The organism is bacterium (assembly GCA_035529855.1).
Classification (GTDB): domain Bacteria; phylum RBG-13-66-14; class B26-G2; order WVWN01; family WVWN01; genus WVWN01.
In genome coordinates, this window is the sequence record DATKVX010000074.1 from 1 (window position 1) to 23470 (window position 23470).

Genomic DNA, 23470 nt, shown 5'->3' on the forward strand with positions numbered 1-23470 from the left:
AGGTAGTCCCCTTCGCCCGGGAGATAGGCATCGATTTGATAAGCCCCAACCGGCTGCGGTACGAGAAGTATTCCGGCCTGGCGCGCCTCGTGGACGAGAGCGACGATTACTACGTCGGCGAGGGCAACCGCGTATTTTCGACGTGGTACGGCCCGGACGATATTAACCGCATAGTGAAGCGGATAAGCTCCGGGTTTTTCGACCGCCGTCAGATGTGGGCCGTCGCCAGGAAGGGCCTGCGTATCGGCTTCCCGGGGTGGATATTTTACCTCCACCTTATCTTCGGCCTGCCGCGCATCATCTCGCGGGCCAAGAGGCGAAGGAAGCGCCTCCGCGCGGAGGCGCGCGCGAGTTCTGCGAGAGGTTGAGCGCCGAAGAAAGCCGCGGCGGTTCGTCAAGAATATGTGAGGAGAGGCCGATGGATAAGAGGTCGCTCAAGCGAGCTATAGGGGCGGAATTCTGGCGCGAGAGCTCGGGCCGGCTTCCGGACGAGGAGGCGGCGGAGGTCCTGCGCGAGCTCGTCGCGTACGTCGTCGACGGGTGGGCGCGGCGCGTCGACGAGGTGAAGACGGTAGGCGGCGAGGGCGTCATCTTTCTCTTGCGGGGCCGGCCGTTCCTGACGATAAACGTGGGCCGCAAGAACCTGCGCGTGTACGTGCACCCGGAGGCGGGGGCGCTCGTCGAGCCGGAGGCGACCTTCGACGTGGAGAAGTTCCGGTTCTGGGAGGGCTCGTTCCGAAAAACGTCGGGCAAGTATAACGCGATGAGCTTTTGGATTTCGAAACCCGAATTCCTTCCCGGCGCCCGGGAAATAATAGGCCTTATTCCCGAGACCTTGGGGGACGGCGTTTAAGTCCCGGCCCGGTCGGCGCCGCAAGGGCGCCGGGGGGCGGCCGCGGCCTGGTACCGGTACGTCAACGGCGTCGAGCTTCCCGGGAAGGCCGATGAGGACCTGGCCGGGATTACGTATGCCCTGCAGTTCAAGTTCGGCCATTTCTAAATCTACCGGTTAACGCGGACGAGAGTTACCGCGGCCTTCGGGCCGCGGTTTTTCGTCGGGAAAATATGTTTGGGTTGCGGCGCCGGGTTATGGTAAATTTCCCCGTGCACTTGCGGGACGTAATCGAACGCCGGGTTCCGCCGGAGCCCTGGGCCGAGGGCGAGAACATCCCCTGGAGCGACCCGGCGTTCAGCGCGCGGATGCTGGCCGAGCACTTGAGCCAGGAGCACGACGCCGCGAGCCGCCGGCTCGAGACGATCGACAAACAGGTCGAATGGGTCCACGATGAATTATTGTCGGGAAAGGCGACGACGGTCCTGGACCTCTGCTGCGGCCCGGGCCTGTACGCGAGCCGGCTCGCCCGGCTGGGCCACGAGTGCAGGGGGGTTGACTACTCCCCGGCGTCGATAGACTACGCCGAGGCCGAGGCCCGCAAAGAGGGCCCGGCCGCCACGTACCTGCGTCGGGACGTCCGCGCCGGGGATTACGGCGACGGCTTCGGCCTGGTTATGCTTATCTTCGGCGAGTTCAATACGTTCCGGCCGGCGGACGGCCGGGCCGTCCTCGAAAACGTTTACCGGGCGCTGGCGCCCGGCGGCATATTCTTCCTCGAGGCGCACCCCCGGGCGGCGATCAAGAACATCGGCGTCGGGCCCTCCACCTGGCGCACCGAGGAGGCCGGCCCGTTCTCGGACCGGCCGTACGTCCGTCTAACCGAGAACTTCTGGGACGAGGCCCGCGGGACCGCGACCACCCGGTATTACGTGATAGACGCGGCTACCGGCGACGTCAGCCGCTACGCCCAGACGTTCCAGGGATATACGGAGGAGGAGTACCGGGAGCTGTTGCGGGACGTGGGTTTCGACGACGTCGCAATACGCCCGGACTTCCCCGGGCCGCCGGTGGAGCTGATGGGCGAACTCGTCGCTTTCGCGGCCCGGAAGGCCGGGCCCTTATATTCTAACCGGGTTTAATTTCGGGTCATAACTCAAACCGGAGGCACGGGAAGTGAAAAAGGAGCTGGAAAACCTCAGGTGGACGCCGCGGTGGGTCTCGCACCTCGGCTGCGTAAAGGGTTGTCTCGATTATTTGGGTATCGACGTCTCCGACGCGTGGCTCTTCGGCGCGACGGGACACGCCTTCATAGTCAACGTCCACGACGTCGTCTGCCCCAGCGGCCCCACGGCCTGGAATACCGAGATGCTTCGTAAGCTGGGGAAGAACGTCGGCTACGAGAGCCGCGGCCTGAGCGCTACCCGGAAAGACGCCGACTTCGAACGGAAGCGCAAGCTCGTTTGGGAGAATACGAAGCTCGCGCTCGATAATGACCTTCCGACGTACGGCTGGGAGCTCGACGTCCCGGAGTACTACGTCATCTACGGCTACGACGACGTCGGCTATCACTACTCCGGGCCGGGGGCCGACGACGGCGCCGGCCCCAAGCCGTGGCGCGACCTCGGCGAGTCGGACATCGGCGTTCTGGAGATGTACTCGCTCGTAGAGGGCGAGGCCGCCGACGACCGCACGACGGTGAAGGAGGCGCTGGCCTTCGCGCTCGCGTTCGCACAGAGCCCCGCCGAATGGGTTTACGCCAAGTACAAAGCGGGCCTGGGCGGTTTCGATAACTGGGTCAAGGCCGTGGAGGAAAATATCGCCCACGGCCACGGCATGGCCTACAACGCCGCCGTCTGGCACGAGTGCCGCCACTTCGCCGTGGAATTTCTGAAAGAGGCGAAGGAGCGCCTCGGCGGCCCGGCGGCGGAGTTCGACGAGGCGATAGCTCATTACGAGGTCGTGGCCGGGAACTTGAAGAAGGTCGTCGAGCTGTTCCCGTTCCACGGCCTGAAGTCGGAACATATTCAGGACGAGGGCCGGCGGGCCGAGGCGGCCGAGGCGCTCCGCGCGGCGCGCGCCGCGGAGGAGGCCGGCCTAGCGGCGTTGGTTAAAATCCGCGACGGGTTGTAACGCTCTACGCAGGAGGACCGATGTTAGCTCGAGATTACAAAGAGGTCGTGCAAGACGACGTCGACGCGGAGGGCGCGGCCGGCGTCAAGATCCGCTGGATTATTACGAAAGAGGACGGCGCGCCCAACTTCGCGATGCGCGAGTTCGAGCTGGCGCCGGGAGGCCACACGCCCTACCACGCCCACGGCTGGGAGCACGAGGTATTCGTCCTGGCCGGCGAAGGCGTTGCGGTCGGCGACGCGGAGGAATTCCCGCTCGAGCCGGGTACCGTCGTCCTCGTCCCGCCCAATGAAAAACATAACTTCCAAAATACCGGCGCGGAGGTTTTACGGTTCCTCTGCGTCGTGCCGCACGGCGCCGCCTAGCGGCGTCTTTTGATTTACGAGCGGCGTAAGGAATTGGCGAGGATGGACGTCGGCGGGCGAGGCCGTGTTGCCGCCGGAAGTCTTGGACGTGCGGGAAGCGGAGGTTTAATTCCGTCGACCCCTTGGGAAGGGGTTGGATAGAGGCCGCCGGGCCGTTCGACTGGGCGAAAAACGGGAGGCAAGATAAGATGAAAGTCGACGTCGAGTATCTGGAGTTTATGTGGCCGATGAGGCATTTCCTGATAACGTGCGGCGATGTCCGGAAAGGGTCAAACATCATCGCCGTCAGCTTCTGCATGCCGGTATCCAAACGGCCGCCGCTGCTCGCCTGCGCCATAGGACGCGCGACCCATTCCTATGAGTTGATAACCGGTACGAAGGAGTTCGTCGTAAACGTACCGCCCGCGGCCTTGAAAGACAAGATATATTACTGCGGTTTCCATTCGGGTCGCGACGTGGATAAATTTAAGGAGACGGGCCTGACGCCGAAGCCGGCACGCGCGGTGACGGTCGCCGTTATTGACGAGTGCGTAGCTCATATGGAATGCAAAGTCGAACAGGAGATCGAGGCCGGGGATAAGAGCCTGATCGTAGGCGAGGTGGTGGAGGCGTACGCGGATGAAGCTGTTGTGAAACGTGAACGGGAGGTCGATTACGCGAAAGGCGATTTCCCGCGGAAAGTATATGGCACGAGATTTAAAACCACATAACCCATTTACGTTAAGGCCGTCTTCTAGTTTAGTTTGCGTAAATGTCCCCGGCACCGCGTAAACGGGCCGGGCGTCGCGGGCCGCGCCCGACGGCGCGAGCGGCGGCCGCGTCGGCGGTTCATAACGGATTGCGGAGAAAAATCATGGAACTTTACGACTTATTGATGAAGCGGCGGTCCGTCCGAAACTTCGAGGACCGCCCCGTTCCGGACGAAGTTATAGACAAGCTAGTCAACGCCGCCAACAACGCCCCCACCGGCTGCAACATCCAGCCGCTGTCGATCGTACTGGTTCGGGAGCCGGACCGGCGGGCAAAGCTCGCCCAAATGGTCAAACGCCAGCCTTGGGTCAAGAACGCGCCGCTTTCCATGGTCTTCTGCCTCGACTTCTGGCGGCTCAAGAAGTGGGCCGAACTATCGGGCGTGGGGTTCCGCGGCAACGAGGCGTTCAGCCATTTCCTCCTCGGCTACGCCGACGTGATGTGCGCGGCGCAGACCGTCGTGATACTTGCGGAGAGCTTCGGCTTGGGGTCGGTATACGTCGGCAGACTCCCGTACGTCGCCGACGAGGCCCGGGAGTATTTCGGGATGCCGGCGTACGTCTTTCCGCTAATGTTGTTGTGTCTAGGGTATCCCAAAACCGTCCCCCGCAACGTCCCCAAGTTGAGTCCGTCGGTGATACGTCATAAGGAACGGTACCGGCCTTTGAGCGACGACGAAATCCGAAACGCCTTCGACGAGAAATACGGCTCCTTCGACGAGAACGCCGAACGATACTTCGAACGGGTTTTAGTCGAGGCGGTAGAGGCGGACGAGCAGGGGGAGGGGGGTTGGCTCAAGAGGTCCCGCGAGCGGATAACTAAACTGGCTATTAAGAGTAACGCCGAGTTCGTATTTAAAATCCGGTATCGGGCCGATCTTATGGTCGAGCATAACGCCGAGGCGATCGATATTTTCAAAAACGCCGGCTTCGATTGCTTCGGCTCGTAGTTGCGCGGCGAAGGTTTATGTGGTATGAAGCGTAGAAGTTTACGCGGGCGAAGACGACGCAGCAAGGTCGAGTTTGGGCACGACGTAAGTTCTCTTGGCGGTGGGTGTTTTTTGGGCCGCTCCTGTTCCTGCCCTTGGCGTTTTCGGAAAAGTGGGCGCCGGCGGTGTTCGGCGAGGAGGCGTACGCGCGCTTCGTCAACGCCGGGGGCCTAACCATCGTCGGCGTCGTCACCATCAACGACCAGCCGTACCTCAACCTCACGCTGGAGGTGGACGACGGCTCCCGCGCGCCGTACGTCGTGAGCTTCGACGCCGTCATCCCGCGGGCCGCGGTACCCCAGTTTCAACCCGGCGCCCTAGTACGGCTGAAGGTGGACCCGAACGACCCGCAACAGGTCGTCATCGACTGGAGCGCGTCCAGGTTGGTGACGTAGGTTCGCGAAGCCGCCGGGCGGAGCGATTATGACGCCGCGACGTTGGATATTGCTTTCGATATCGGCCTGGGCTTTGACGGCCGCCGCTCCCGGCCCCGCCGGGGCTGTTTTTAAAAGCCTCGACGAGGAGGCCGCGGCCGGACCCGTCGCCGCCCGGGCCGAGGGCGCCTCGATCGAGATATCGGAGCTCGCGTTCGCCGTGGCGCAGCTCGAGTGTTTCAAGGAGAACGAGCTGGTCGCTCGAGCCACCGGCTTCTTCTACGCCTCGGGCGGCGCCGTATATTTGATTACCAACCGCCACGTCGTATTGGACGAGCGAGCCGGCCACGTCCCCGACAAGTTGAAGCTGTGGCTGCATACCGACGCCGCCGACATACGCAAGAACGGCGTGTACGTCGTTCTTCTTTACGACCACCGCGGCCGGCCGCGCTGGCTCGAGCACCCGGAGCGGGGAAAGGCGGTGGACGTCGTCGCGATACCGATGAACGCCTCGCGCTTGAAGCGCGAGTTCGTCGTAAAACCGTTCGGCCCGGACAATCGCCTCCCGGAAGAGGTCGCGGTCCAGGTGGGCGAAGACCTGATCGTAATCGGATACCCGCTGGGGCTGCACGACGCCGCGTACAATTTACCCATCGTGCGCCGCGGAACGTTGGCCTCGTTCTACCCCATACCCTTCGAGGGCGAACCGTATTTCCTGATAGAGTGCCGGGTCCACAGCGGCTGCAGCGGCAGCCCGGTGCTGACGCGGCCGGGCGGCATAATGCAGGCCAGGGGGGCGCGGCTCAGCCTGTATCTGAGCCGCGGAATCTACTTGCTGGGCGTCAATTCCGCCCGCGTGGGAAAAGAGCGCGCCGTAAAGGGCGAGGAACCGCTAGGCCTGAACGCTGTATGGTTCACGTACCTTATCCCCGAAATAATATCGCAGGAAGTAGGTGAGTAGGCGTCCCCCGCCGATTAGCGCGCAAAAGGCTGATATCGAAACGTTCTTCGTTTTTAAATATAGGAGTGAGTCGGGTATGTCGGCGTTAAAAAAATTACTCCGGGGCTTGTTATACGCCGTTCTTATTATAGTATGCGCAACCGGCGGCACCGTCGTCGCCTACGTGCTGGTGTTCAGGCCGTGGCAGCTGCGGTGGGGCGCGACCGACGAGGAGCTCGAGCGGGCCATGCCGGGCGACGACCTCGTCACGAACCCGGACCTCGACACCACGCGAGGCGTCACCGTCGAGGCCCGGCCGGAGGAAATTTGGCCCTGGCTCGTGCAGATAGGTTATCGCCGGGCCGGCTTCTACAGCTACGACCGGCTCGACAACGCCGGCGTCCCCAGCGCCGAGCGGATCTTACCCGAGTACCAGGATTTGAAGGTCGGGGATAAAATACCCCTCGATAGAGTCAATCGCATGGAGGTCGTGGTGCTCGAGCCTCCCCGTGTTATGTTGTGGAACCTGCCCGGCAGGGGGTTCTCGTGGGCGTGGGGATTATACCCCCTCGACGGCCGCCGCACGCGCCTCGTGACGCGGCTTCATTGGCGGTACAAGTGGAGGTGGCCCGTAATCCTCGGGTACTTCATGATCGACGTCGGCGACTTCATAATGATGCGGAAGTGCATGCTGGGGATCAAGCGGCGGGCGGAAACGGCGGCCGGTCCCGAAGCCGGCGCGGAAGAGTAAATTCGTTGTATATAAACCCGGCCGGAGCGCGAATATTTCGTCCGGTAAAGAGCCGGCGACGTTAAAAAGAATGTGGGAGTCGCATTATGCCGAAGGATAACTCGAAGGTAAACATCGACGCCGACGACCTCCACCAGCTCGCCCGCGCCTTCTTCCGCAGCCGCATCCTGTTGACGGCGTACGAGCTGGGTCTGTTCACGGCGCTCGGCGACGGCGGCAAGACCTCGGCCGAGGTGGCCTCCGCGCTGGAAACGGACCCCCGCGCCACGGACCGCCTGATGAACGCGCTCGCCGTGCTGGGCCTTCTTCACAAAGAAGAAGGCCGATTCGCGAACGCGGAGGCCGCCGCGCGATACCTGGTAAAGGGTAAGGCCGAGTACATGGCTGGGTTGATGCACACGGTCAACCTGTGGGATTCGTGGAGCACGCTCACGGGCGCCGTCCGCGCGGGGACGACGGCGTTCGAGCGGCCGGGAGGCGAGGCGGGCGAGCGCCGGACCGAGGCCTTCATCGCCGCCATGCACGCCGGCGCCTCCCTGCGGGCGGAGCGGCTCGTCGCGACGTTGGACCTCGACGGCGTCTCCCGCGTGCTGGACGTGGGCGGCGGCTCCGGCGCGTACGCCATGGCCTTCGCGCGCGCGTCGAAAAAAATAACGGCCACGGTCTTCGACCTCCCGCACGTAACGCCCCTTGCCCGGCGATACGTCGAGGCCGGGGGGCTGTCCGGTAAAGTAGACGTCGTCGAGGGGGACGCTACCGCGGACGAGCTGCCGCGCGGCTACGACCTGGTCTTCATGTCGCAGCTCCTGCACAGCAACTCGCCCGCCGAGAACGAAACCCTCATCGCGAACGGCGCCGCCTCGCTCAACCCCGGAGGCCGCCTCGTCATCCAGGACTTCGTCGTCGACGAGGGCCGCGCGGGGCCGCCGCAGGCCGTCATCTTCGCGCTCAATATGCTCGTCAACACCGAGGCCGGCGATACCTATACCGAGGCCGAGATTCGCCGCTGGTTGGAGGCCGCGGGCCTCGCCGACGTCGAGCGACGCGACACCGATTTCGAGACGACGCTGATGATAGGCCGAAAAACGTGACGGCGGCGATACAGGTTCGGGAGATACGCGCGAAGTCGATATTGACGAAGAGCAACATCCCGGGCGTGGACTTCTGCGTTAACCCGTACGTCGGCTGCGCGCACGCGTGCCGTTACTGCTACGCCCGTTTTATGAAGAGGTTCACCGGCCACGACGAACCGTGGGGCGAGTTCGTCGACGTCAAGGTGAACGCCGGGGCGCTGCTCCACAAGCGGCTAACGTCGATGCGGAGCCCGGAGGGCCACGTCCTCGTGGGCAGCGTAACGGACCCCTACCAACCGCTCGAGCGTAAATACGAGCTCACCCGGGGGCTCCTGCGCGAACTCGCGGCCTCGGCCTTCGACGTCACCGTCCTTACGAAGTCGGACCTGGTAGTGCGCGACGTCGACGTCCTCGCCGAATTCGAGCGGTGCACGGTGGAGTTTTCCGTAACCGGCGTCGACGAGGGGGTAGCGGCGGCGCTGGAGCCCGGCGCGGCCTCCCCGGCCCGGCGCCTGGCCGCGCTGAGGAAGCTGCACGAGAGCGGCGTCGCGACGCACGTCTTCGTCTCGCCGATACTGCCGGGGCTTACGGACTTGCGGGCGGTGTTCGAGGCCGTCCGCGGCTTTACCGGCGGCATAAGCGCCGAGACCTTGAACGTGCGCGCCGCGGATTGGCCGCGGCTGGCCGCGGCGTTTGAGAAGACCTTTCCGGACCGGTTCCCGGCGTTCCGCGGCAAGGCCCGTTCGCCGGAGTATTGGGACGACGTCGAGCGCGAGTTCCGGGAGCTGGCCCGCGAGTTCGGCGTACCGCTGGGCGGCTTCTACCGCCATTGAGTACGGCGCGGCCGTAACTTGTAGTGGACCGCTCATCCCGCAGATGGTTTAGATGGTTGCTAGTCGCCGCCGGGTTTTTCTTCTTCGGCCTCGGCGCCGCGGGGATCTTCATACCGCTACTGCCGACGACGCCGTTTCTTCTGCTGGCCGCGGCCTGTTTCGCGCGCAGCTCGGAACGGTTCTACCGGTGGCTGTTGGGCAACAGATGGTTCGGCGCTTACGTGCGAAACTACCGCGGGGGGAGGGGGATTCCGGCTAAGGTTAAAATATTTTCCGTCGCCCTTCTGTGGGTGGCTATATTATTATCGGCCGTTTTCGCGGTGTCGAATTTTATCGTCAGGATTATTTTGGTCGGCATCGCCGCGGCCGTTACCGTTCATATCGCTTGTATTCGGCCCAAGGGGCGGCGGTAACGCCCCGGCGGCCGCCGGCCGCAGTCGACGAGGGTGCGTCGCATTATGGGTAAAAGCGCGAACGGACGAGAGGGCACGTCGGTCGTCTTGTTGGGCACCGGCACGCCCAACGCCGAGCCGGCTCGAGCCGGGCCGGCGGCGGCGGTGGTCGTGGGCGAGCAGCCGTACGTCGTCGACTTCGGCCCGGGCGTCGTGCGGCGGGCCGTGGCCGCGGGCCTCGAGCCCAAGAGGCTCACGCGTGCGTTCCTTACGCATCTCCACTCGGACCACACGACCGGGTACCCGGATTTAATATTAACGCCCTGGACGCTCGAGCGCGAGGAGCCGCTGGAAGTGTACGGCCCGCCGGGCCTGGCGGCTATGACGGAGCGCGTCCTCGCCGCGTACGACGCGGATATCACGCAACGCCTTACAGGGCTCGAGCCGGCCAACGAAACCGGGTGGCGGGTGGAGGCGCACGACGTCGACCCGGGCGTCGTCTACGAAGACGAGAACGTCGCGGTCGAGGCGTTCGCCGTCGACCACGGCTCCTGGGACGCGTACGGCTACAAGTTCCGGACGGCGGACCGCACGGTCGTCATATCCAGCGACACCGCGCCGACGGAGATTATGGTGGAGAAGAGCCGCGGGTGTGATATCCTCGTCCACGAAGTTTACTCGGCGGCCGGGTTTGAAACGCTCCCGCCGGCGTGGCGGAAGTACCACGCCGCGGTCCACACCTCCTCCCGGGAGTTGGCCGCGCTCGCGGCTCGAGCCGAGCCGAAATTATTGGTCCTGTACCATCAACTCCTGTGGGGAGTTTCGTACGACGAGCTGGTGGCCGAGGTAAAGGAACATTACGCCGGCGAGGTCGTCTCGAGCCGGGACCTCGACGTCTTCTAATGGAAATGGAGCGGAAACCTACGAAATACGACGCCGTTATATTCGACGTATTCGGTACGCTGGTGGACATATTCTCGCTCGAGGAGTACCGCGTATTTTTAAACGATTTGTGCGCCGTCCTGGGCGTATCGCCGGCGGCCTTTATGAGCTTATGGGACGAGAAGGCCGACGACCGCGCGCTGGGCCGGGTCCCGGTGGCGGAGCAGCTGAGGGCGCTGTGCCGCGAGCTCGGCGTGGACGTTACGCCGGCGCAGCTCGAGCGGGCGGTCGAGATGCGCGTCGACTTCGTACGAGGGGTCCTCGTTCCCCGCGACGACGCCGCGTCGACGCTCGCGGCGCTGCGCGAGCGGGGGCTCAAAATAGGCGTCATCAGCGATTGCTCGGAGGAGGTCGTCGCGGCCTGGCCGGAGACGCCGCTCGCGCCGCTGGTGGACGAGGCGGTCCTGTCGGCCGCGGTGGGGATGAAGAAGCCGGACCCCCGCGTCTACGAGCTGGCGTGCCGGCGTTTGGGCGTGGAGGCGGCGGCGTGCCTCTTCGTGGGCGACGGCGGCAGCCGCGAGCTCACCGGCGCGTCGGCGGTGGGGATGGACGCGGTCCTCATCCGCGTACCGGACGACGCCGGCGACGACGCCTTCCGCCGCGACGCCGAGGAGTGGGACGGGGCCAGGGTGGCGGCGCTGCAAGAGGTCCTCGAGCTGGTTTAATAACTTCACGCCGGGAGATTCAGTATGAGATTGACCGAAGACGTACTGCACGAGCTCGCGCGCCTGGCCCGGACGGACCGAACGGTCCTGTCGGCGTACCTGGCGCTCGCCGACGGGTGGGACGCCGCGACGGATTTTATCGCCAAGGAAGCCGCCCGGCTGGCGCCGTTCCTGGACGCCGGCGAGCGGGATTATTTCGAGGGCTCGCTGTCGTTTTTATCCGATTACGTTAACGAGAAAAAGGCCAAGGGTTACGCCGGCCCGGGCCTGGCCTTCTTCGCCGACCTGGGCGCCGACTTCACCCGGGGCGTCGAGCTGGTTATGCCGCCGGCGCCGCTGCTCGCCGTCGACGACGAGGCGGTCATCGCGCCGCTGGCGCTCCAGCTGGACGAGTACCAACCGGTGGGCGTCATTACGGTGGACGCGGCCGGCGCGAAGATTTATATCGCCGCGGGCCGCGTCGCGGAGGAGGAGGACGCGCTGCGCGAAAATATCCACCACCTCTCCAAAGTGGGCGGTTGGTCGCAGATGCGGTACCAGCGGCGCCGCGACAAGGAGGTCAAACGTTTCGCCGGTGAAGTGGCGAAGCGGGCGGAGCAGGTTTTCGCGGAGGGCGACGTGAACCGCGTTTTGCTTGCAGGCCGCGACCGTATGGTCGCCGCGGTCGAAGAAGAGCTGTCGCCGGCGTGGCGGGGGAAAGTAGTAGGTACGGTCCGCTGGGACCTGGACGCGAGCGACGACGAGCTGCTCGCCAAGATAAAGCCCGTGCTCGAGGAGGCGGAGCGGAACGAGGAGGCGAGGGTGCTGGAGCGTTACGCCGGCGAGCTCCGGCGGGGCGGCCTGGCCGTTGCCGGCGCCGCGGCCGCGGAGCGCGCGCTGCAGATGGGGGCCGTCGACACGTTGCTCGTCGGCAAAGGTTTTTACGAGACGGCGACCGGCGCGCCCGAGGCCGTCGAGAAGCTGGCGGGCCTGGCCGAGGCGACGGGGGCCCACGTGAGCTTCGTCCCGGCGGAGGGCGGCGCGCTGGCCCAAGGCGGCCACGTCGGCGCGCTGCTCCGGTTTAAAGTTAGTCCCGGTGAGTGATGGCACTTAGGCCGTTTCGAGGTATTAGATAGTCGAGATTAGGATATACGAGGAAGAGGACGAGGGCGCCCCGGCGGGCGCGAAAGAGTTGTAACGGCGAAGGGGATACGGCTATGCTCAAAGGATTACATTTCCTCCTGACGTACGCGTGCAACTTCGAGTGCGACCATTGCTTCCTCTACTGCGGCCCGAAGTCGGAAGGGACGTTTACGCTCGAGCAACTTCGCGCGGTTCTCGACGAGGCCGCCGAGCTGGGCACGGTCGGGTTCATCTATTATGAGGGCGGCGAGCCGTTCCTCTACTACCCGGTGATGGTGGAGGGAATAAAGCTGGCGCGGGCGCGCGGCTTCAAGGCCGGGATCGTAACCAACTGCTACTGGGCGACGACCGCGGAAGATGCCGCGCTCTGGCTCGAGCCGCTTAAAGAAGCCGGCGCCGACGACCTCTCCCTCAGCGACGACGCCTACCATCACGGCGACGTCGAGGAGACGCCGGCCCGGGTTGCCGCGGCCGCCGCGGCGGAATTGGGAGTACCGTCCGGTTCCATCTGCATCGACGCGCCGACGCTCGAGGCGGACGTCGAAAAGGGCGAGCCGGTGATCGCCGGCGGTGCGGTGCTCCGCGGGCGTGCCGTAGAGAAGCTGGTGGAGGGGTTGCCGACGAGGCCGTGGGAGGAGTTCGACGAATGTACGCGCGAGGATTTGCGGGACCCCGGCCGCGTCCACCTCGACGCCTTCGGCCACGTCCACCTGTGCCAGGGCTTGAGTATGGGCAACATGTGGGAGACGCCGCTTTCGGAATTGGTTCGAGATTACGACGCGGCCGCGCACCCGATTTGCGGGCCGCTGTTGCGCGGCGGCCCGGGCGAGCTCGTCCGCGCGTACGACCTTGACCTCCGCGGCGAGTACGTCGACGAGTGCCACCTGTGCTTCCTTGCGCGCAAAGCCCTGACCGACAGATTTCCCGAGTACCTCGCGCCGCGGCAGGTGTACGGTTTGGAGTAGGGGCGCAAGGCCTTGCGCCCTTACCGGGGATTAACGACGACGTCGAGAGAGGAGAGGCGATGGACAAGATAATCTACCGTTCCGTAACGCTGCCGTGCGACGCCGCCCGGGCGTTCGAGATGTTTACCGTCAACGGGGAACTGGAGAAGTGGCTCGCGGTCAAGGCCGACGTCGAGGCGCGCGTGGGTGGCAAGTACGAGCTCTTCTGGAACCCCGACGAGCCGGCGTTCGACAGCACCATCGGCTGCCGGGTTACGGCGCTCGAGCCGGGCAAGCTGCTGGCCTTCGAGTGGAAGGGCCCGAAGCAATACGCCGATTTCATGAACGAGTGCGAGCCGCTGACGCACGTGACGGTGGCGTTCGTCCCGGGCGGCGACGCGTCGCAGCCGCGTACCGAGGTCCACCTCGTCCACACGGGTTGGCGCGCCACGCCGGAATGGGAGGAGGCGCGGCTTTGGCTCGAGCGCAACTGGGAGGGCGCGTTCGCGACGCTGGAGAAGCAGCTCGGCGGAGGATAATTTTAAACGAGGAATAACGGGTAAACATACCCCGAGTTTTGGAGGCCGGGGTTTGCTTCTGTTTCTATAGGAGAGATCGTTGTTATAAGTATGCAGTTATTCGATTTCTTTTTCGGTCAATAGGTTTCTGAATTTATCGTACGTAGCTATTTTCTTAAGGTTGCCGTCGACGTCGTACTCGGCGCGTATTGTTACGACGAAACCAAACGCGGGCGTCGGGTTCTCCTGTTCATCAAAGTACGAGATCTGTTCCATATTACCGCGGGCGTCGTAGTAATATCTGGTAACGGCTACCGGCGAATGCGCCGGCGTTTTATACCGGCCCTCCGGACTAAGATAAGCTTCCTCGCAAAGGTTACGGTCTTCGTCGTACTTAAAGCGTATTATTGCATATCCTCCATCCTCGATTTCTACCGGCCGGCCTTCGAGGTTAACGTAGCATTCCTCGGTTTTATAACCGTAAATATTGTATTTCTTCCGTACAGCGGCGAACCCGCGGACTTCGGTTGGTTTACCCGCAAGGTCGAAATACCTGATTTCCGTTACGTTCCCGACTTCGTCGTATTTAAGTTTTAAAACAGCTACGCCGTCAAGGTCTTCCCTACAACAACGTTCCCCTTCGCAATCGCAATAGGTTTCCTCTACGTTGTTCCCGGCTTCGTCGAAAACCCTACGTATAATCGCGGCCCCTAAACCTCTACGCTTTTTAGGTTTCCCCTTCTCGTCGTAGTAACATTGTTCGATAACGTTACAGCGCGAATCGTAAGTAGAACGTACAACAGAAATACCCAATCCTTTATTTTTAGTCGGCCTATCTTTTTTATCGAAGTACGATACTTCGACCACGTTGCCGCGGTCGTCGTAAGTAGTCCTTTTTACGGCAACCTTTTCGTCTTCTCTTTCAGCAAGGTTACCTTTTTTATCGTAATATGACACCTCGACGATATTACCGTATTCGCCGTATTTGAACCGCTCGATCGCGTACCCTAAATCCCGTTCCCTCCTTATGAAGTAATCGGCGAGGTCGGGTTCTAATTCCGTGCCCGGAAGGTGTTTTAATTCCTCGTTTTCGCCTAGATACCTTGTTTCGACTGTATTTCCGGCGGCGTCGAACTCGTATTCTCTGACCGCTATACCGCTTTTATCCTCCTTAAGGTTTCCCTCGCGGTCGTGGTTCGAAACCCGGACGACGTTATTTTGGTTGTCGTAGACTCGACGCGTTTCGAAATAGCCGGTCTTGTCGGTAACTTGTTGGCCTAACCTGTTTATTCGAATATCCGCAACGCGGCGGCCTTGGTCGTCGATAGTCCACCGGTATTCGGCGACACCGAATTTATCGTTTATCAAAGAGCCGTCGGCGCCGAGGTTTTTTAACGCTACGCGGTTGCCCTCGTCGTCAAGCTTTAACCCGAACCCGAACGCGTCGTTATAACTCGGGACGGGTTGGCCTGCCGCATTGTAGAAAGACCTCTTTTCGCTAGGTTTATAATACTCGAAAACGACGCACGCGGCGTTCGACTCTAAAAAGGAACCTTCCGCAGGTTTCCCGCCCATAAGGTAACCTACCTCGGTAACGCGTCCTTCCTCGTCATAAACGAAGCGATAGCAGTTGACCCACGTTGCTTCTTCTTCGGGCACCTCGTACTTCCCGACGATATCGTGTTTCCCGTCCAGCATTACGTGCCGGAAGTACTTGGCCTTTTCATCGTCCGCCGCCGTCTGCGCCGCTATCGTGCACGCGAGGGCCAACGCCGTTATTACCGTAACGCGGTTCATTTAGTTACCTCCCGTTTATATGGAGATTCCCTATTCCCAGTATTTTTTTATACTAAGTTTTTATCCGTAAAATCGCAATAAAAACCCCGGTCTCCCGGCCGGGTTTTTTTAGGGTTTCGTAGGGGCGCACAGCTGTGCGCCCCTACTACGTCGTGTCCCTTCTATTCGTAATCGTAGAAGCCCTTCTTCGTCTTGCGGCCCAGGTATTCGTAGGGGCGTACCTTTAGGTGCGCCCACCGCTTTTTCGTGATATGAAGAAGAGGCCGGACCTGAAGGTCCGGCCCTACGTACGTGTATAGGCCTCTGGCCGTTAGGGGCGCACAGCTGTGCGCCCCTACGCCGTATCCGTTCTACGTTCTATTCGTAATCGTAAAACCCCTTCTTCGTCTTGCGGCCCAGGTAGCCGGCCAGGACCATCTTGCGCAGCAGCGGGCAGGGCCGGTACTTCGAGTCCGCGAAGCCGTCGTGCAGGACCTCCATGATGTCGAGGCAGACGTCCAGGCCAATAAGGTCCGCCAGCTCCAGCGGCCCCATGGGGTGCGCCATGCCGAGCTTCATGACGCTGTCGATGGCCTCCTTGGTCGCGACGCCCTCGTAGAGCGCGAAGCACGCCTCGTTTATCATCGGCAGCAGCACGCGGTTGGATATGAAGCCGGGGAAGTCGTTGACCTCCACCGGCGTCTTGCCCACGGCCTTGGCCGCCTCCTCCGCCACGGCGTACGTCTCGTCCGACGTCGCGATGCCGCGGATGACCTCCACCAGTTTCATCATCGGCACCGGGTTCATGAAGTGCATGCCGATAACCTTATCCGGCCGCTTCGTGACGCCGGCGATCTCGGTTATCGGTATCGAGCTCGTGTTGGACGCCAGGATGGCTTCGGCCTTGCACTTCTCGTCCAGTTCCGTGAAAATCTTCTTCTTGAGGTCGCGGTCCTCGAAGACCGCTTCCACGACGAGGTCCGCGTCCTTGGCGTCGCCCAGGTCCGTCGATTTCTCGATGCGGGCCAACGCCGCGTCGGCGTCCTCCTGCGTTATCTTCTCCTTCTTGACCAGGCGCCCCAGGTTCTTGGTGATGACGCCGAGCGCCTTTTCGAGTAAATCCTTGGATTGGTCGATGAGCACGACGTCGAAACCGGCCTGCGCGAAGACGTGCGCGATGCCGTTGCCCATCGTCCCGCCGCCGATGACGGCGACTTTCTTTATAGTCATGGGAACCTCCCGTGCGGTATAGGGATCGTTGTTAAATCGTTATGCTCATCGCGACCGCGCCGCCGCCGCCCAGGCAAGCGGTGGCCAGGCCGCGCTTGCCGCCGCGGTCCTTGAGCGCGTATACCAGCGTCGCCAGGATGCGCGCGCCCGAGGCGCCGATGGGATGCCCCAGCGCTACCGCGCCGCCGTTCACGTTGACGCGGTCCCAGTCCCAGCCGAGCCCTTTACCGTCCGCCAGGACCTGCGCGCTGAAGGCCTCGTTTATCTCGATGAGGTCGTAGTCGCCGATGGACTCGCCCGTCTTGGCCATCAACTTCTTGACGGCGTCCACCGGCGCGTAGAACAGCATCTTAGGTTCGACGTGGGCCGAGGCGTAGCCGACGATGGTGGCGTCCGGCGTAACGCCCAATTCCTTGGCCTTGGCCGCCGTCATTACCACCATCGCCGCGGCGCCGTCGTTGAGGCCCGGTGCGTTGCCCGGCGTGATAGTGCCGTCTTTGCTGAACGCCGGTTTGAGCTTGGCGAGTTTCTCGGCCGTCGTCTCCCGCGGCCCCTCGTCGGTGTCGAAGACGATGGGGTCGCCCTTACGCTGGGGAACCTCGACCGGGACGATCTCGGCCTTGAACTTTCCTTCCTTTATCGCGGCCAGCGCCTTGGCCTGGCTGTTTGCGGCCCACTCGTCTTGCTCCTCGCGGCTGATGCCGGAGTTCTGCGCGGTAAAGTCGCCCAGGCAGCCCATGTGCTTATCCTCGAAGGCGCACCACAGGCCGTCACGGATCATGCCGTCGACGAGCTCCATGTTACCCATCTTCTGGCCGGTTCGTCCTTTGTAAAAGTAGAACGGTACGTTGGACATCGACTCCAGGCCGCCGGCGACGACTATCTCCTCGTCGGCCGCCTTGATGGCCTGCGCCGCCATCGATACGGCCTTCGCGCCCGAGCCGCACACCTTGTTAATAGTTACGCAGTTCACGGATGCGGGCAGGCCCGCGGCGATGGCCGCCTGGCGCGCCGGCGCCTGGCCCATCCCGGCCGAGACGACGTTGCCCATTATTACCTCGTCCACTTGCTCCGGTTTTATCCCGGCGCGCTCGACCGCGCCCCGAATCGCGACGCCGCCCAGCTGCCACGCCTGGAGCGGCGCGAGGGTCCCGAGGAATTTGCCGACCGCGGTACGGCAAACGCCCGCGATTACGATATCTTCCGCCATTACGACCTCCTTTAAGATTTAGAACCGTCGCGCCCGCCTACCACTTCGGCGCGCGTTTTTCCAGGAATGCCTTCATACCTTCGTTGCCCTCGCCGCCCTCGAAGCACTTGCCGAAGAGCTCCGCCTCCAGCTTGCAGCCTTCTTCGACGGTGAGGGTCAATCCGTCGTGCGCGGCCTTCTTCACCATCGCGAGCGACGTGGGGCCCTTCTTGGCGATAGCTTCGGCGAGCTCCATCACCTTCGGCAAAAGCTCCTCCGGCTCGAAGACGGCGTTGGCTAAGCCGAGCTCCAGCGCCCGGGCGCCGTCGATTTGCTCGCCCGTCGTCAGGAGGTACATCGCCTTACCCGGGCCGACGAGCTTCGGCAGCCGCTGCGTCCCGCCGAAGCCGGGCGTCACGCCCAGGCCGACCTCCGGCTGGCCCATCTTGGCCTTGGTGGAGGCGAACCGCATATCGCACGCCAGCGCGAGCTCCATGCCGCCGCCCAGCGCGAAACCGTTGACCGCGGCCACGCTTACGAAGTGGGCGCGCTCGAGCGCGCCGAAGACGCGTTGGCCGTTCTCGGCGAACGCCTTCGCCTGCGCGCCGTTCATTTCCGCCATGGCGGCGATATCCGCGCCGGCGACGAACGCCTTCCCCTCGCCGGTCACGACGACGACCAGGACCTCTTTGTCGGCGTCGAGCTCCGTGATAATTTTCTCAAGCTCGGCTAAAACTCCGTCGTTGAGAGCGTTAAGCGCGTCGGGCCGGTTGATGGTGACGGTCGCGACGGCGCCCTCTTTGGTAACGTTGACCAGTGCCATAACGTCTCCCTTTTTCGTTAGGGTTAAAGGACCGCCTTGGTTAACCTTCCTGTAGCAACTCGATAAGCGCGCCGAACGTACTCGACGGCTTCATAAAGGTGACGCGCGCGCCGGGTGCGCCCTCGTACGGCGCGTCCGTAACGAACTCGTAGCCGTCGGCGCGGAGCGAGGCCGCCGCTTCGTCCACGTCGTCGACCTTGAAGCAGAGATGATGAACGCCGGGGCCGCGGTTTTCGATGAATTTGGATATCGGGTCTCCGCCCAGGCCCTCGAGCAGTTCTATTTTTACGCCGCCGGCATCGAAGAAGGCGAGCTTAAGGCCGCGTTCCGCCAGGACCTCCTCGCCGCCGAGCGTTAGGCCGAGCGCCTCCCCGTAAAACCGCCTCGCCTCCTCTATGCTCTTGACGGCGACGCCGACGTGCTCGAGCTTCGCGCCCTTTACCGTCACGGCCGCCCCTTCGTCTTGTCGTACTCGCCCCACGCCTCGCGCAGCGCGTCGGATGTTTCGCCCACCGTCGCCGCGGCCTCGACGCAGGCGATAGTAGGTTCCATCAGCGGCGCGCCGTCGGCCGCCGCGGCTTCCCGCAGCGCCGCCAGCGCCTCCTCGCGCCGGGCGTCGTCGCGGCGTTTGCGGTAGGCGGCGAGCTCTTTCGCACGGGCGCGCTCGAGCGCCGGCTCGAGGCGAAGCGTCTCGAACGGCGGCGCGCCCCCGGTTACGTATTCGTTCACGCCGACGACGACGCGCTTTTTCTCTTCGACGTCCTTTTGGTATCGGTACGCGCTCGCGGCTATTTCGTCGGCGAAGTAGCCGCTCTCCACCGCCCGCAGCGCGCCCCCCATAGCGTCGATTTCTCGGAGATACTCTTCGACGCGCGCCTCGAGTTCGCGCGTCAGCGCCTCCACGTAGTACGAGCCGCCCAGGGGGTCCGCGGTGTCGGCGACGCCGCTCTCGTGGGCGATTATCTGCTGCGTGCGGAGGGCGATGAGCGCCGACTCCTCGGAGGGGAGCGCCAGCGCCTCGTCGCGCGAGTTGGTGTGAAGCGACTGCGTCCCGCCGAGGACCGCGGCCAGCGCCTGCAGGGCGACGCGCACGACGTTGTTCGCCGGTTCCTGGGCCGTGAGGGTGCAGCCGGCGGTCTGCGTGTGGAAGCGCAGCTTCATCGACGCCGGGTCCCGGGCGCCGAAGCGCTCCGCCATAAGCCGGCACCATATCCGCCGCGCCGCGCGGAACTTCGCGACCTCTTCCAACAGGTTGTTGTGCGCGCCGAAGAAGAAGCTGAGCCGCGGCGCGAAGTCGTCCACGGCCAGGCCCGCGGCCAGCGCCGCCTCGACGTACGCGACGGCGTCCGCGAACGTGAACGCTACCTCCTGGGCCGCGGTGGCGCCGGCCTCGCGGATGTGATACCCCGATATGGAGATGCTGTTCCAGGAGGGCATCTCGGCCGCGCAGTAGCGGATGAGGTCCGTCGCCAGCCGCAGCGACGGCGCCGGCGGGTAGATGTAGTTGCCCCGGGCGAAGAACTCCTTGAGGATGTCGTTCTGGACCGTTCCGCGCAGCTTCGCCGGGTCCGCGCCCTGCCGCTTCGCGAGGGCGACGTACATCGCCAGCAGCGCGGCCGCGGTGGCGTTTATGGTCATCGACGTCGAGACGTCGGCCAGCGGGATGCCGTCGAAGAGCGCGGCCAGGTCGTCGAGCGTGGATACGGCGACGCCCGTCCGGCCCACCTCTCCCCGGGCGAGCGCCGCGTCCGAGTCGTAGCCGCACTGCGTCGGCAGGTCGAACGCCACCGAGAGGCCGGTCTGGCCCTGCGACAACAGGTAGCGGTAGCGCTTGTTGGTCTCCGCCGCCGTGGCGTAGCCGGCGTACTGGCGCATGGTCCACAGCCGGCCGCGGTACATGTCGGCGTAGACGCCCCGGGTGAAGGGCGGCGCGCCCGGCTCGCCCAGCTCAAGGCCGTAGTCGACCGGCGCGTCCTCCGGCTTGTATACCGCCTTGACCTCTATCCCGGAAGTCGCCGCGACGTCGCGTTCGGCGCTCTCTTTATTTTTTCGCGTCATTCAATAACGACCAGCACGTCGCCCAGGGCGACGCCGCGGCCTTTTTCTATTTTAACTTCTTTCACGACGCCGCCGCGGGGTGCGCGCATCAGGTTCTCCATCTTCATGGCCTCTATGACGCACAGGCCCTGGCCCTCGGCGACCTCGTCGCCCGGCGCGACCATCACGTCCAGCACGACCGCCGGCATGGGCGCCTTCACTTCGGCCGCGGCCTGTTCGTCCGCGCCCGCCGCCCCCTTCAGCTCGCGGATGCGCCGCTGGCGCTCGTCCTCCACCGACACGGCGAGGGTGTGGCCGGCGACGAAGACGACGTAGCCGCCGCGCTCGTCGCGCCGCACCCACAGCTCCGCGGAGTTACCGTCGAGTATCAGCGAGTAGATGGCGTCGCGCGCCACTTCGTGGTAGTCGACGTCGCAACGCTTGCCGTCGACGCTTACGGCCGGCGACGCCCCTTCGCCCTCAACCGTGAGTTCGTACGTGCGGCTGCCTATGGTGGTCCGGTAGCGCATCAATCGCCCACGCCCTCGCGGCGGGCGGCCAACCGCCAGGCGTCGGTCGCGGGGCCGGCGCCGTCCGGGCTAACGGGGGCCGCCGGGCCGCGGAGGTGGTTGAGAATGGTGCACAGCACCGCCGCCGCCTTCTCCTGGCGTTCGGCGTGAGAGGCCTCGGGCCGGAAATATTTTTCCACGAAAGAGGTGTCGAATTCGCCCTTGCGGAACGCTTCGGACGCCATAACCCAGCGGTGGAACGGAATCGTCGTCGCGACGCCGTCGAGGACGAACTCGTTGAGCGCGCGGGTCATCCGCTCGATGGCGAGCGGCCGGTCCTCCGCCCACACCACGAGTTTGGCGATGAGCGGGTCGTAGTATATGGGCACCTCGTACCCCTGGGCAACGCCGCCGTCGAAGCGGACGCCCGGGCCGGCCGGGATGCGGAGCCGCGATATCGTCCCCGTCGCCGGGTAGAAGTTGTTGTCGGGGTCCTCGGCGGAGATGCGGCACTCGATGGCGGCGCCGCGGGGCCGGACGTCTTCCTGGGCGAACCGAAGCCGCTCGCCGGCGGCGACGCGTAGCTGTTCCTTTACGAGGTCTACGCCCGTCACGAGCTCCGTCACCGGGTGCTCCACCTGCAGCCGCGCGTTCACCTCCAGGAAGTAGAAGTCGCGGCCTGCGTCGAGCAGGAACTCGATCGTGCCGGCGTTGGTATAGTTTGCGGCGCGGGCCGCCTTGAGTGCGGCCTCCGCCATCCGCGCGCGCAACTCATCGTCCAGGACGGGCGACGGCGACTCCTCCACCAGCTTCTGGTGGCGGCGCTGGATGGAGCACTCGCGCTCGTGGAGGTGGACGACGTTGCCGTGGGCGTCGGCGAGGATTTGAAACTCGACGTGGCGCGGCCCCGCGAGGCACTTCTCGACGTATACCGCGTCGTCGCCGAAGGCGGAGCGCGCTTCGCTCCGGGCGTGTTTGAGGAGTTCGGCGAAGTCGTCGGCGCGGGCGCATACGCGCATGCCCTTGCCGCCGCCGCCGGCCGCGGCCTTTATCATCACCGGCCAGCCTATTTCCGCCGCCGCGTTCGCTATATCCTCGTCCCCGCGCAGCGCGGGGTCGGAGCCCGGTATCACCGGGATGCCGGCCGCGGCCATCGTCGCCCGGGCGCCCTGCTTATCGCCGGCGGCCCGCAGCGTCGCGGGCGACGGCCCCACGAATACGAGGCCCGCGTCTTCGCACGCCGCGGCGAAGGCCGCGTTCTCCGCCAGGAAGCCGTACCCGGGGTGCACCGCTTCCGCGCCGGCGCGCCGCGCGACGTCGATTATCTTATCTATATTTAAATAAGATTCGCTCGCCGGCGCCGGGCCGACGTTGTAGACCTCGTCGGCGTAGCGGACGTGCGGCGCGGGCCGGTCCGCGTCGGAATATATTCCCACGCTCCGGATGCCGAGCTCGCGGCACGCGCGCATCACGCGTACGGCTATTTCGCCGCGGTTGGCTACGAGGACTTTTTTAAACATTTGACGTCTTGGGTTTGGCGAGGCGCAGGTAGAACCAGCCGCCGCGGTCGTCCTCCACCTCGACTTGCAGGCCGGCGGCCGCGGCGAAGTCGCGGACCATCGCGAGGTCCTGCTCGCGGCCTTCGCCCCGCACGCCGTAGCCCGTCCGCACGGCCTCGCCCCCCGGCAGCGTCACCGTGACGGCGACGCCGAAGACGTCGTCGCCCGGGGGGACCGGCGTTCCCCAGAGGTGCAGACTGCCGCCGGGTTTTAATACGCGCGCGGCCTCGGCGAAGAGCGCCCGCTTGGCGTCGGCGCCCTTCACGTACATCAGGCCGAAGAAGACGGTGACGTGCTCGAAGGTGTTGTCGACGAAGTTCGTGCGCGTGGCGTCGCCCACCAGGAAGATGGTGCGGGGCGGGCACTTGCGCCGGGCCTCGGTGATCTCCGATATCTGCGAGTCGACGCCGATGACGCGGCCCGGGTACGCCCGGGCGATTATGCCCTCGCCGCCCGCGCACAGGTCGAGGATGACGGGCATGGGCTCGAGCGGCCCGAGGCTGATTTCGACGCCGTCGCTCATTCCCCGGGCGCTTCCTTCTCGGCGGGAGGCTCGCCCGCCAGCCGGCGCAGCGTTTCGGTTTGGCGCTGCAGCTCGGCGAGGACCTTCTTCATTTGCACGGCGCAGTAGAGGGCCGCGCCGGCCGCGGCGAACAGCGCCACCAGGCCGAAGAACTGGAAGACGTACGCTACCAAGGTGAAAATAAGTAAATCGTTCACAGTTT

At 64.2% G+C, this 23470-nt stretch carries 28 protein-coding genes; 18 read left to right on the forward strand and 10 right to left on the reverse strand.

The genetic code is table 11. From position 1 onward, the window contains the following. The 18 genes from VMX79_07745 to VMX79_07830 all read left to right on the forward strand — a co-directional run. Positions 1 to 368, forward strand: a 368-nt coding sequence (locus tag VMX79_07745; GenBank protein HUV86991.1) for a hypothetical protein, incomplete at its 5' end; no start/stop codon positions are given. Between the two features lie 50 nt (positions 369 to 418). After that, positions 419 to 853, forward strand: a complete 435-nt coding sequence (locus VMX79_07750) for a hypothetical protein (protein HUV86992.1) — start codon at positions 419 to 421, stop codon at positions 851 to 853. 236 nt (positions 854 to 1089) lie between these two features. After that, positions 1090 to 1974: a class I SAM-dependent methyltransferase gene (locus tag VMX79_07755; GenBank protein HUV86993.1), complete on the forward strand. Its 885-nt coding sequence runs from the start codon at positions 1090 to 1092 to the stop codon at positions 1972 to 1974. Between the two features lie 34 nt (positions 1975 to 2008). Continuing rightward, a complete protein-coding gene (locus tag VMX79_07760; protein HUV86994.1) occupies positions 2009 to 2965 on the forward strand; it encodes a hypothetical protein in 957 nt (318 codons plus the stop codon). A 20-nt stretch (positions 2966 to 2985) separates the two neighbouring features. Further along, complete coding sequence (locus tag VMX79_07765) at positions 2986 to 3330, forward strand: cupin domain-containing protein (protein HUV86995.1); 345 nt, start codon at positions 2986 to 2988, stop codon at positions 3328 to 3330. Positions 3331 to 3518: 188 nt separating this feature from the next. Further along, positions 3519 to 4040, forward strand: a complete 522-nt coding sequence (locus tag VMX79_07770; protein HUV86996.1) for a flavin reductase family protein — start codon at positions 3519 to 3521, stop codon at positions 4038 to 4040. 143 nt (positions 4041 to 4183) lie between these two features. Further along, positions 4184 to 5029 (forward strand): nitroreductase family protein, encoded by an 846-nt coding sequence (locus VMX79_07775; protein HUV86997.1) that lies wholly within the window; start codon positions 4184 to 4186, stop codon positions 5027 to 5029. 104 nt (positions 5030 to 5133) lie between these two features. Beyond that, positions 5134 to 5463 (forward strand): hypothetical protein, encoded by a 330-nt coding sequence (locus VMX79_07780; GenBank protein HUV86998.1) that lies wholly within the window; start codon positions 5134 to 5136, stop codon positions 5461 to 5463. Positions 5464 to 5491: 28 nt separating this feature from the next. After that, positions 5492 to 6403 carry a serine protease gene (locus VMX79_07785; GenBank protein ID HUV86999.1) on the forward strand — a complete coding sequence of 304 codons (912 nt, stop codon included), beginning with the start codon at positions 5492 to 5494 and terminating at the stop codon, positions 6401 to 6403. A 76-nt stretch (positions 6404 to 6479) separates the two neighbouring features. Continuing rightward, the gene (locus tag VMX79_07790) at positions 6480 to 7133 is read left to right on the forward strand and encodes a hypothetical protein (GenBank protein HUV87000.1); all 654 of its coding nucleotides are present in this window, start codon (positions 6480 to 6482) and stop codon (positions 7131 to 7133) included. An 86-nt stretch (positions 7134 to 7219) separates the two neighbouring features. Beyond that, on the forward strand, positions 7220 to 8224 hold the full coding sequence (locus tag VMX79_07795) for a methyltransferase (protein ID HUV87001.1): 1005 nt from the start codon (positions 7220 to 7222) through the stop codon (positions 8222 to 8224). Continuing rightward, on the forward strand, positions 8221 to 9039 hold the full coding sequence (locus tag VMX79_07800) for a radical SAM protein (protein HUV87002.1): 819 nt from the start codon (positions 8221 to 8223) through the stop codon (positions 9037 to 9039). The genes VMX79_07795 and VMX79_07800 overlap by 4 nt, the downstream gene beginning before the upstream one ends. A gap of 23 nt (positions 9040 to 9062) precedes the next feature. Beyond that, positions 9063 to 9452: a YbaN family protein gene (locus VMX79_07805; protein HUV87003.1), complete on the forward strand. Its 390-nt coding sequence runs from the start codon at positions 9063 to 9065 to the stop codon at positions 9450 to 9452. A 45-nt stretch (positions 9453 to 9497) separates the two neighbouring features. Then, a complete protein-coding gene (locus tag VMX79_07810) occupies positions 9498 to 10334 on the forward strand; it encodes an MBL fold metallo-hydrolase (GenBank protein ID HUV87004.1) in 837 nt (278 codons plus the stop codon). Further along, the gene (locus VMX79_07815) at positions 10334 to 11038 is read left to right on the forward strand and encodes an HAD-IA family hydrolase (GenBank protein ID HUV87005.1); all 705 of its coding nucleotides are present in this window, start codon (positions 10334 to 10336) and stop codon (positions 11036 to 11038) included. Before VMX79_07810 ends, VMX79_07815 begins: the two co-directional genes overlap by 1 nt. A gap of 24 nt (positions 11039 to 11062) precedes the next feature. Next, complete coding sequence (locus tag VMX79_07820) at positions 11063 to 12121, forward strand: Vms1/Ankzf1 family peptidyl-tRNA hydrolase (GenBank protein ID HUV87006.1); 1059 nt, start codon at positions 11063 to 11065, stop codon at positions 12119 to 12121. A gap of 113 nt (positions 12122 to 12234) precedes the next feature. Continuing rightward, positions 12235 to 13125: a radical SAM protein gene (locus VMX79_07825; protein ID HUV87007.1), complete on the forward strand. Its 891-nt coding sequence runs from the start codon at positions 12235 to 12237 to the stop codon at positions 13123 to 13125. Positions 13126 to 13184: 59 nt separating this feature from the next. Then, positions 13185 to 13643, forward strand: coding sequence for an SRPBCC domain-containing protein (locus VMX79_07830; protein ID HUV87008.1), 459 nt, complete (start codon positions 13185 to 13187; stop codon positions 13641 to 13643). A gap of 96 nt (positions 13644 to 13739) precedes the next feature. Here VMX79_07830 and VMX79_07835 read toward each other — a convergent pair whose 3' ends face one another. From VMX79_07835 to VMX79_07880, 10 genes are all read right to left on the reverse strand, one after another. Next, positions 13740 to 15419, reverse strand: a complete 1680-nt coding sequence (locus VMX79_07835; GenBank protein HUV87009.1) for a hypothetical protein — start codon at positions 15417 to 15419, stop codon at positions 13740 to 13742. Between the two features lie 357 nt (positions 15420 to 15776). Continuing rightward, a complete protein-coding gene (locus VMX79_07840) occupies positions 15777 to 16628 on the reverse strand; it encodes a 3-hydroxybutyryl-CoA dehydrogenase (GenBank protein HUV87010.1) in 852 nt (283 codons plus the stop codon). Between the two features lie 31 nt (positions 16629 to 16659). After that, entirely contained in the window at positions 16660 to 17838 is a 1179-nt protein-coding gene (locus VMX79_07845; protein ID HUV87011.1) for an acetyl-CoA C-acyltransferase, read from the reverse strand. Positions 17839 to 17875: 37 nt separating this feature from the next. Next, complete coding sequence (locus VMX79_07850; protein ID HUV87012.1) at positions 17876 to 18640, reverse strand: enoyl-CoA hydratase-related protein; 765 nt, start codon at positions 18638 to 18640, stop codon at positions 17876 to 17878. 40 nt (positions 18641 to 18680) lie between these two features. Next, positions 18681 to 19088, reverse strand: a complete 408-nt coding sequence (gene mce / locus VMX79_07855; GenBank protein ID HUV87013.1) for a methylmalonyl-CoA epimerase — start codon at positions 19086 to 19088, stop codon at positions 18681 to 18683. Beyond that, positions 19085 to 20698, reverse strand: a complete 1614-nt coding sequence (locus VMX79_07860) for a methylmalonyl-CoA mutase family protein (protein HUV87014.1) — start codon at positions 20696 to 20698, stop codon at positions 19085 to 19087. The genes mce and VMX79_07860 overlap by 4 nt, the downstream gene beginning before the upstream one ends. Next, on the reverse strand, positions 20695 to 21207 hold the full coding sequence (locus VMX79_07865) for a biotin/lipoyl-containing protein (GenBank protein ID HUV87015.1): 513 nt from the start codon (positions 21205 to 21207) through the stop codon (positions 20695 to 20697). Before VMX79_07865 ends, VMX79_07860 begins: the two co-directional genes overlap by 4 nt. Then, positions 21207 to 22706: an acetyl-CoA carboxylase biotin carboxylase subunit gene (gene accC / locus VMX79_07870; protein HUV87016.1), complete on the reverse strand. Its 1500-nt coding sequence runs from the start codon at positions 22704 to 22706 to the stop codon at positions 21207 to 21209. Before accC ends, VMX79_07865 begins: the two co-directional genes overlap by 1 nt. Continuing rightward, entirely contained in the window at positions 22699 to 23268 is a 570-nt protein-coding gene (locus VMX79_07875; GenBank protein ID HUV87017.1) for a class I SAM-dependent methyltransferase, read from the reverse strand. Before VMX79_07875 ends, accC begins: the two co-directional genes overlap by 8 nt. Then, complete coding sequence (locus VMX79_07880; GenBank protein HUV87018.1) at positions 23265 to 23465, reverse strand: hypothetical protein; 201 nt, start codon at positions 23463 to 23465, stop codon at positions 23265 to 23267. The genes VMX79_07875 and VMX79_07880 overlap by 4 nt, the downstream gene beginning before the upstream one ends. Positions 23466 to 23470: the final 5 nt, after the last annotated feature.

Coding starts and splice junctions, on each gene's coding strand:
- VMX79_07875 (HUV87017.1), bottom strand. CDS start 23,268: ATGAGCGACGGCGTCGAAATCAGCCTCGGGCCGCTCGAGCCCATGCCC.
- VMX79_07795 (HUV87001.1), top strand. CDS start 7,220: ATGCCGAAGGATAACTCGAAGGTAAACATCGACGCCGACGACCTCCAC.
- VMX79_07820 (HUV87006.1), top strand. CDS start 11,063: ATGAGATTGACCGAAGACGTACTGCACGAGCTCGCGCGCCTGGCCCGG.
- VMX79_07775 (HUV86997.1), top strand. CDS start 4,184: ATGGAACTTTACGACTTATTGATGAAGCGGCGGTCCGTCCGAAACTTC.
- VMX79_07790 (HUV87000.1), top strand. CDS start 6,480: ATGTCGGCGTTAAAAAAATTACTCCGGGGCTTGTTATACGCCGTTCTT.
- VMX79_07765 (HUV86995.1), top strand. CDS start 2,986: ATGTTAGCTCGAGATTACAAAGAGGTCGTGCAAGACGACGTCGACGCG.
- VMX79_07815 (HUV87005.1), top strand. CDS start 10,334: ATGGAAATGGAGCGGAAACCTACGAAATACGACGCCGTTATATTCGAC.
- VMX79_07770 (HUV86996.1), top strand. CDS start 3,519: ATGAAAGTCGACGTCGAGTATCTGGAGTTTATGTGGCCGATGAGGCAT.
- VMX79_07835 (HUV87009.1), bottom strand. CDS start 15,419: ATGAACCGCGTTACGGTAATAACGGCGTTGGCCCTCGCGTGCACGATA.
- VMX79_07830 (HUV87008.1), top strand. CDS start 13,185: ATGGACAAGATAATCTACCGTTCCGTAACGCTGCCGTGCGACGCCGCC.
- VMX79_07865 (HUV87015.1), bottom strand. CDS start 21,207: ATGCGCTACCGGACCACCATAGGCAGCCGCACGTACGAACTCACGGTT.
- VMX79_07840 (HUV87010.1), bottom strand. CDS start 16,628: ATGACTATAAAGAAAGTCGCCGTCATCGGCGGCGGGACGATGGGCAAC.
- VMX79_07785 (HUV86999.1), top strand. CDS start 5,492: ATGACGCCGCGACGTTGGATATTGCTTTCGATATCGGCCTGGGCTTTG.
- VMX79_07845 (HUV87011.1), bottom strand. CDS start 17,838: ATGGCGGAAGATATCGTAATCGCGGGCGTTTGCCGTACCGCGGTCGGC.
- accC (HUV87016.1), bottom strand. CDS start 22,706: ATGTTTAAAAAAGTCCTCGTAGCCAACCGCGGCGAAATAGCCGTACGC.
- VMX79_07750 (HUV86992.1), top strand. CDS start 419: ATGGATAAGAGGTCGCTCAAGCGAGCTATAGGGGCGGAATTCTGGCGC.
- VMX79_07850 (HUV87012.1), bottom strand. CDS start 18,640: ATGGCACTGGTCAACGTTACCAAAGAGGGCGCCGTCGCGACCGTCACC.
- VMX79_07860 (HUV87014.1), bottom strand. CDS start 20,698: ATGACGCGAAAAAATAAAGAGAGCGCCGAACGCGACGTCGCGGCGACT.
- VMX79_07755 (HUV86993.1), top strand. CDS start 1,090: ATGGTAAATTTCCCCGTGCACTTGCGGGACGTAATCGAACGCCGGGTT.
- VMX79_07810 (HUV87004.1), top strand. CDS start 9,498: ATGGGTAAAAGCGCGAACGGACGAGAGGGCACGTCGGTCGTCTTGTTG.
- VMX79_07825 (HUV87007.1), top strand. CDS start 12,235: ATGCTCAAAGGATTACATTTCCTCCTGACGTACGCGTGCAACTTCGAG.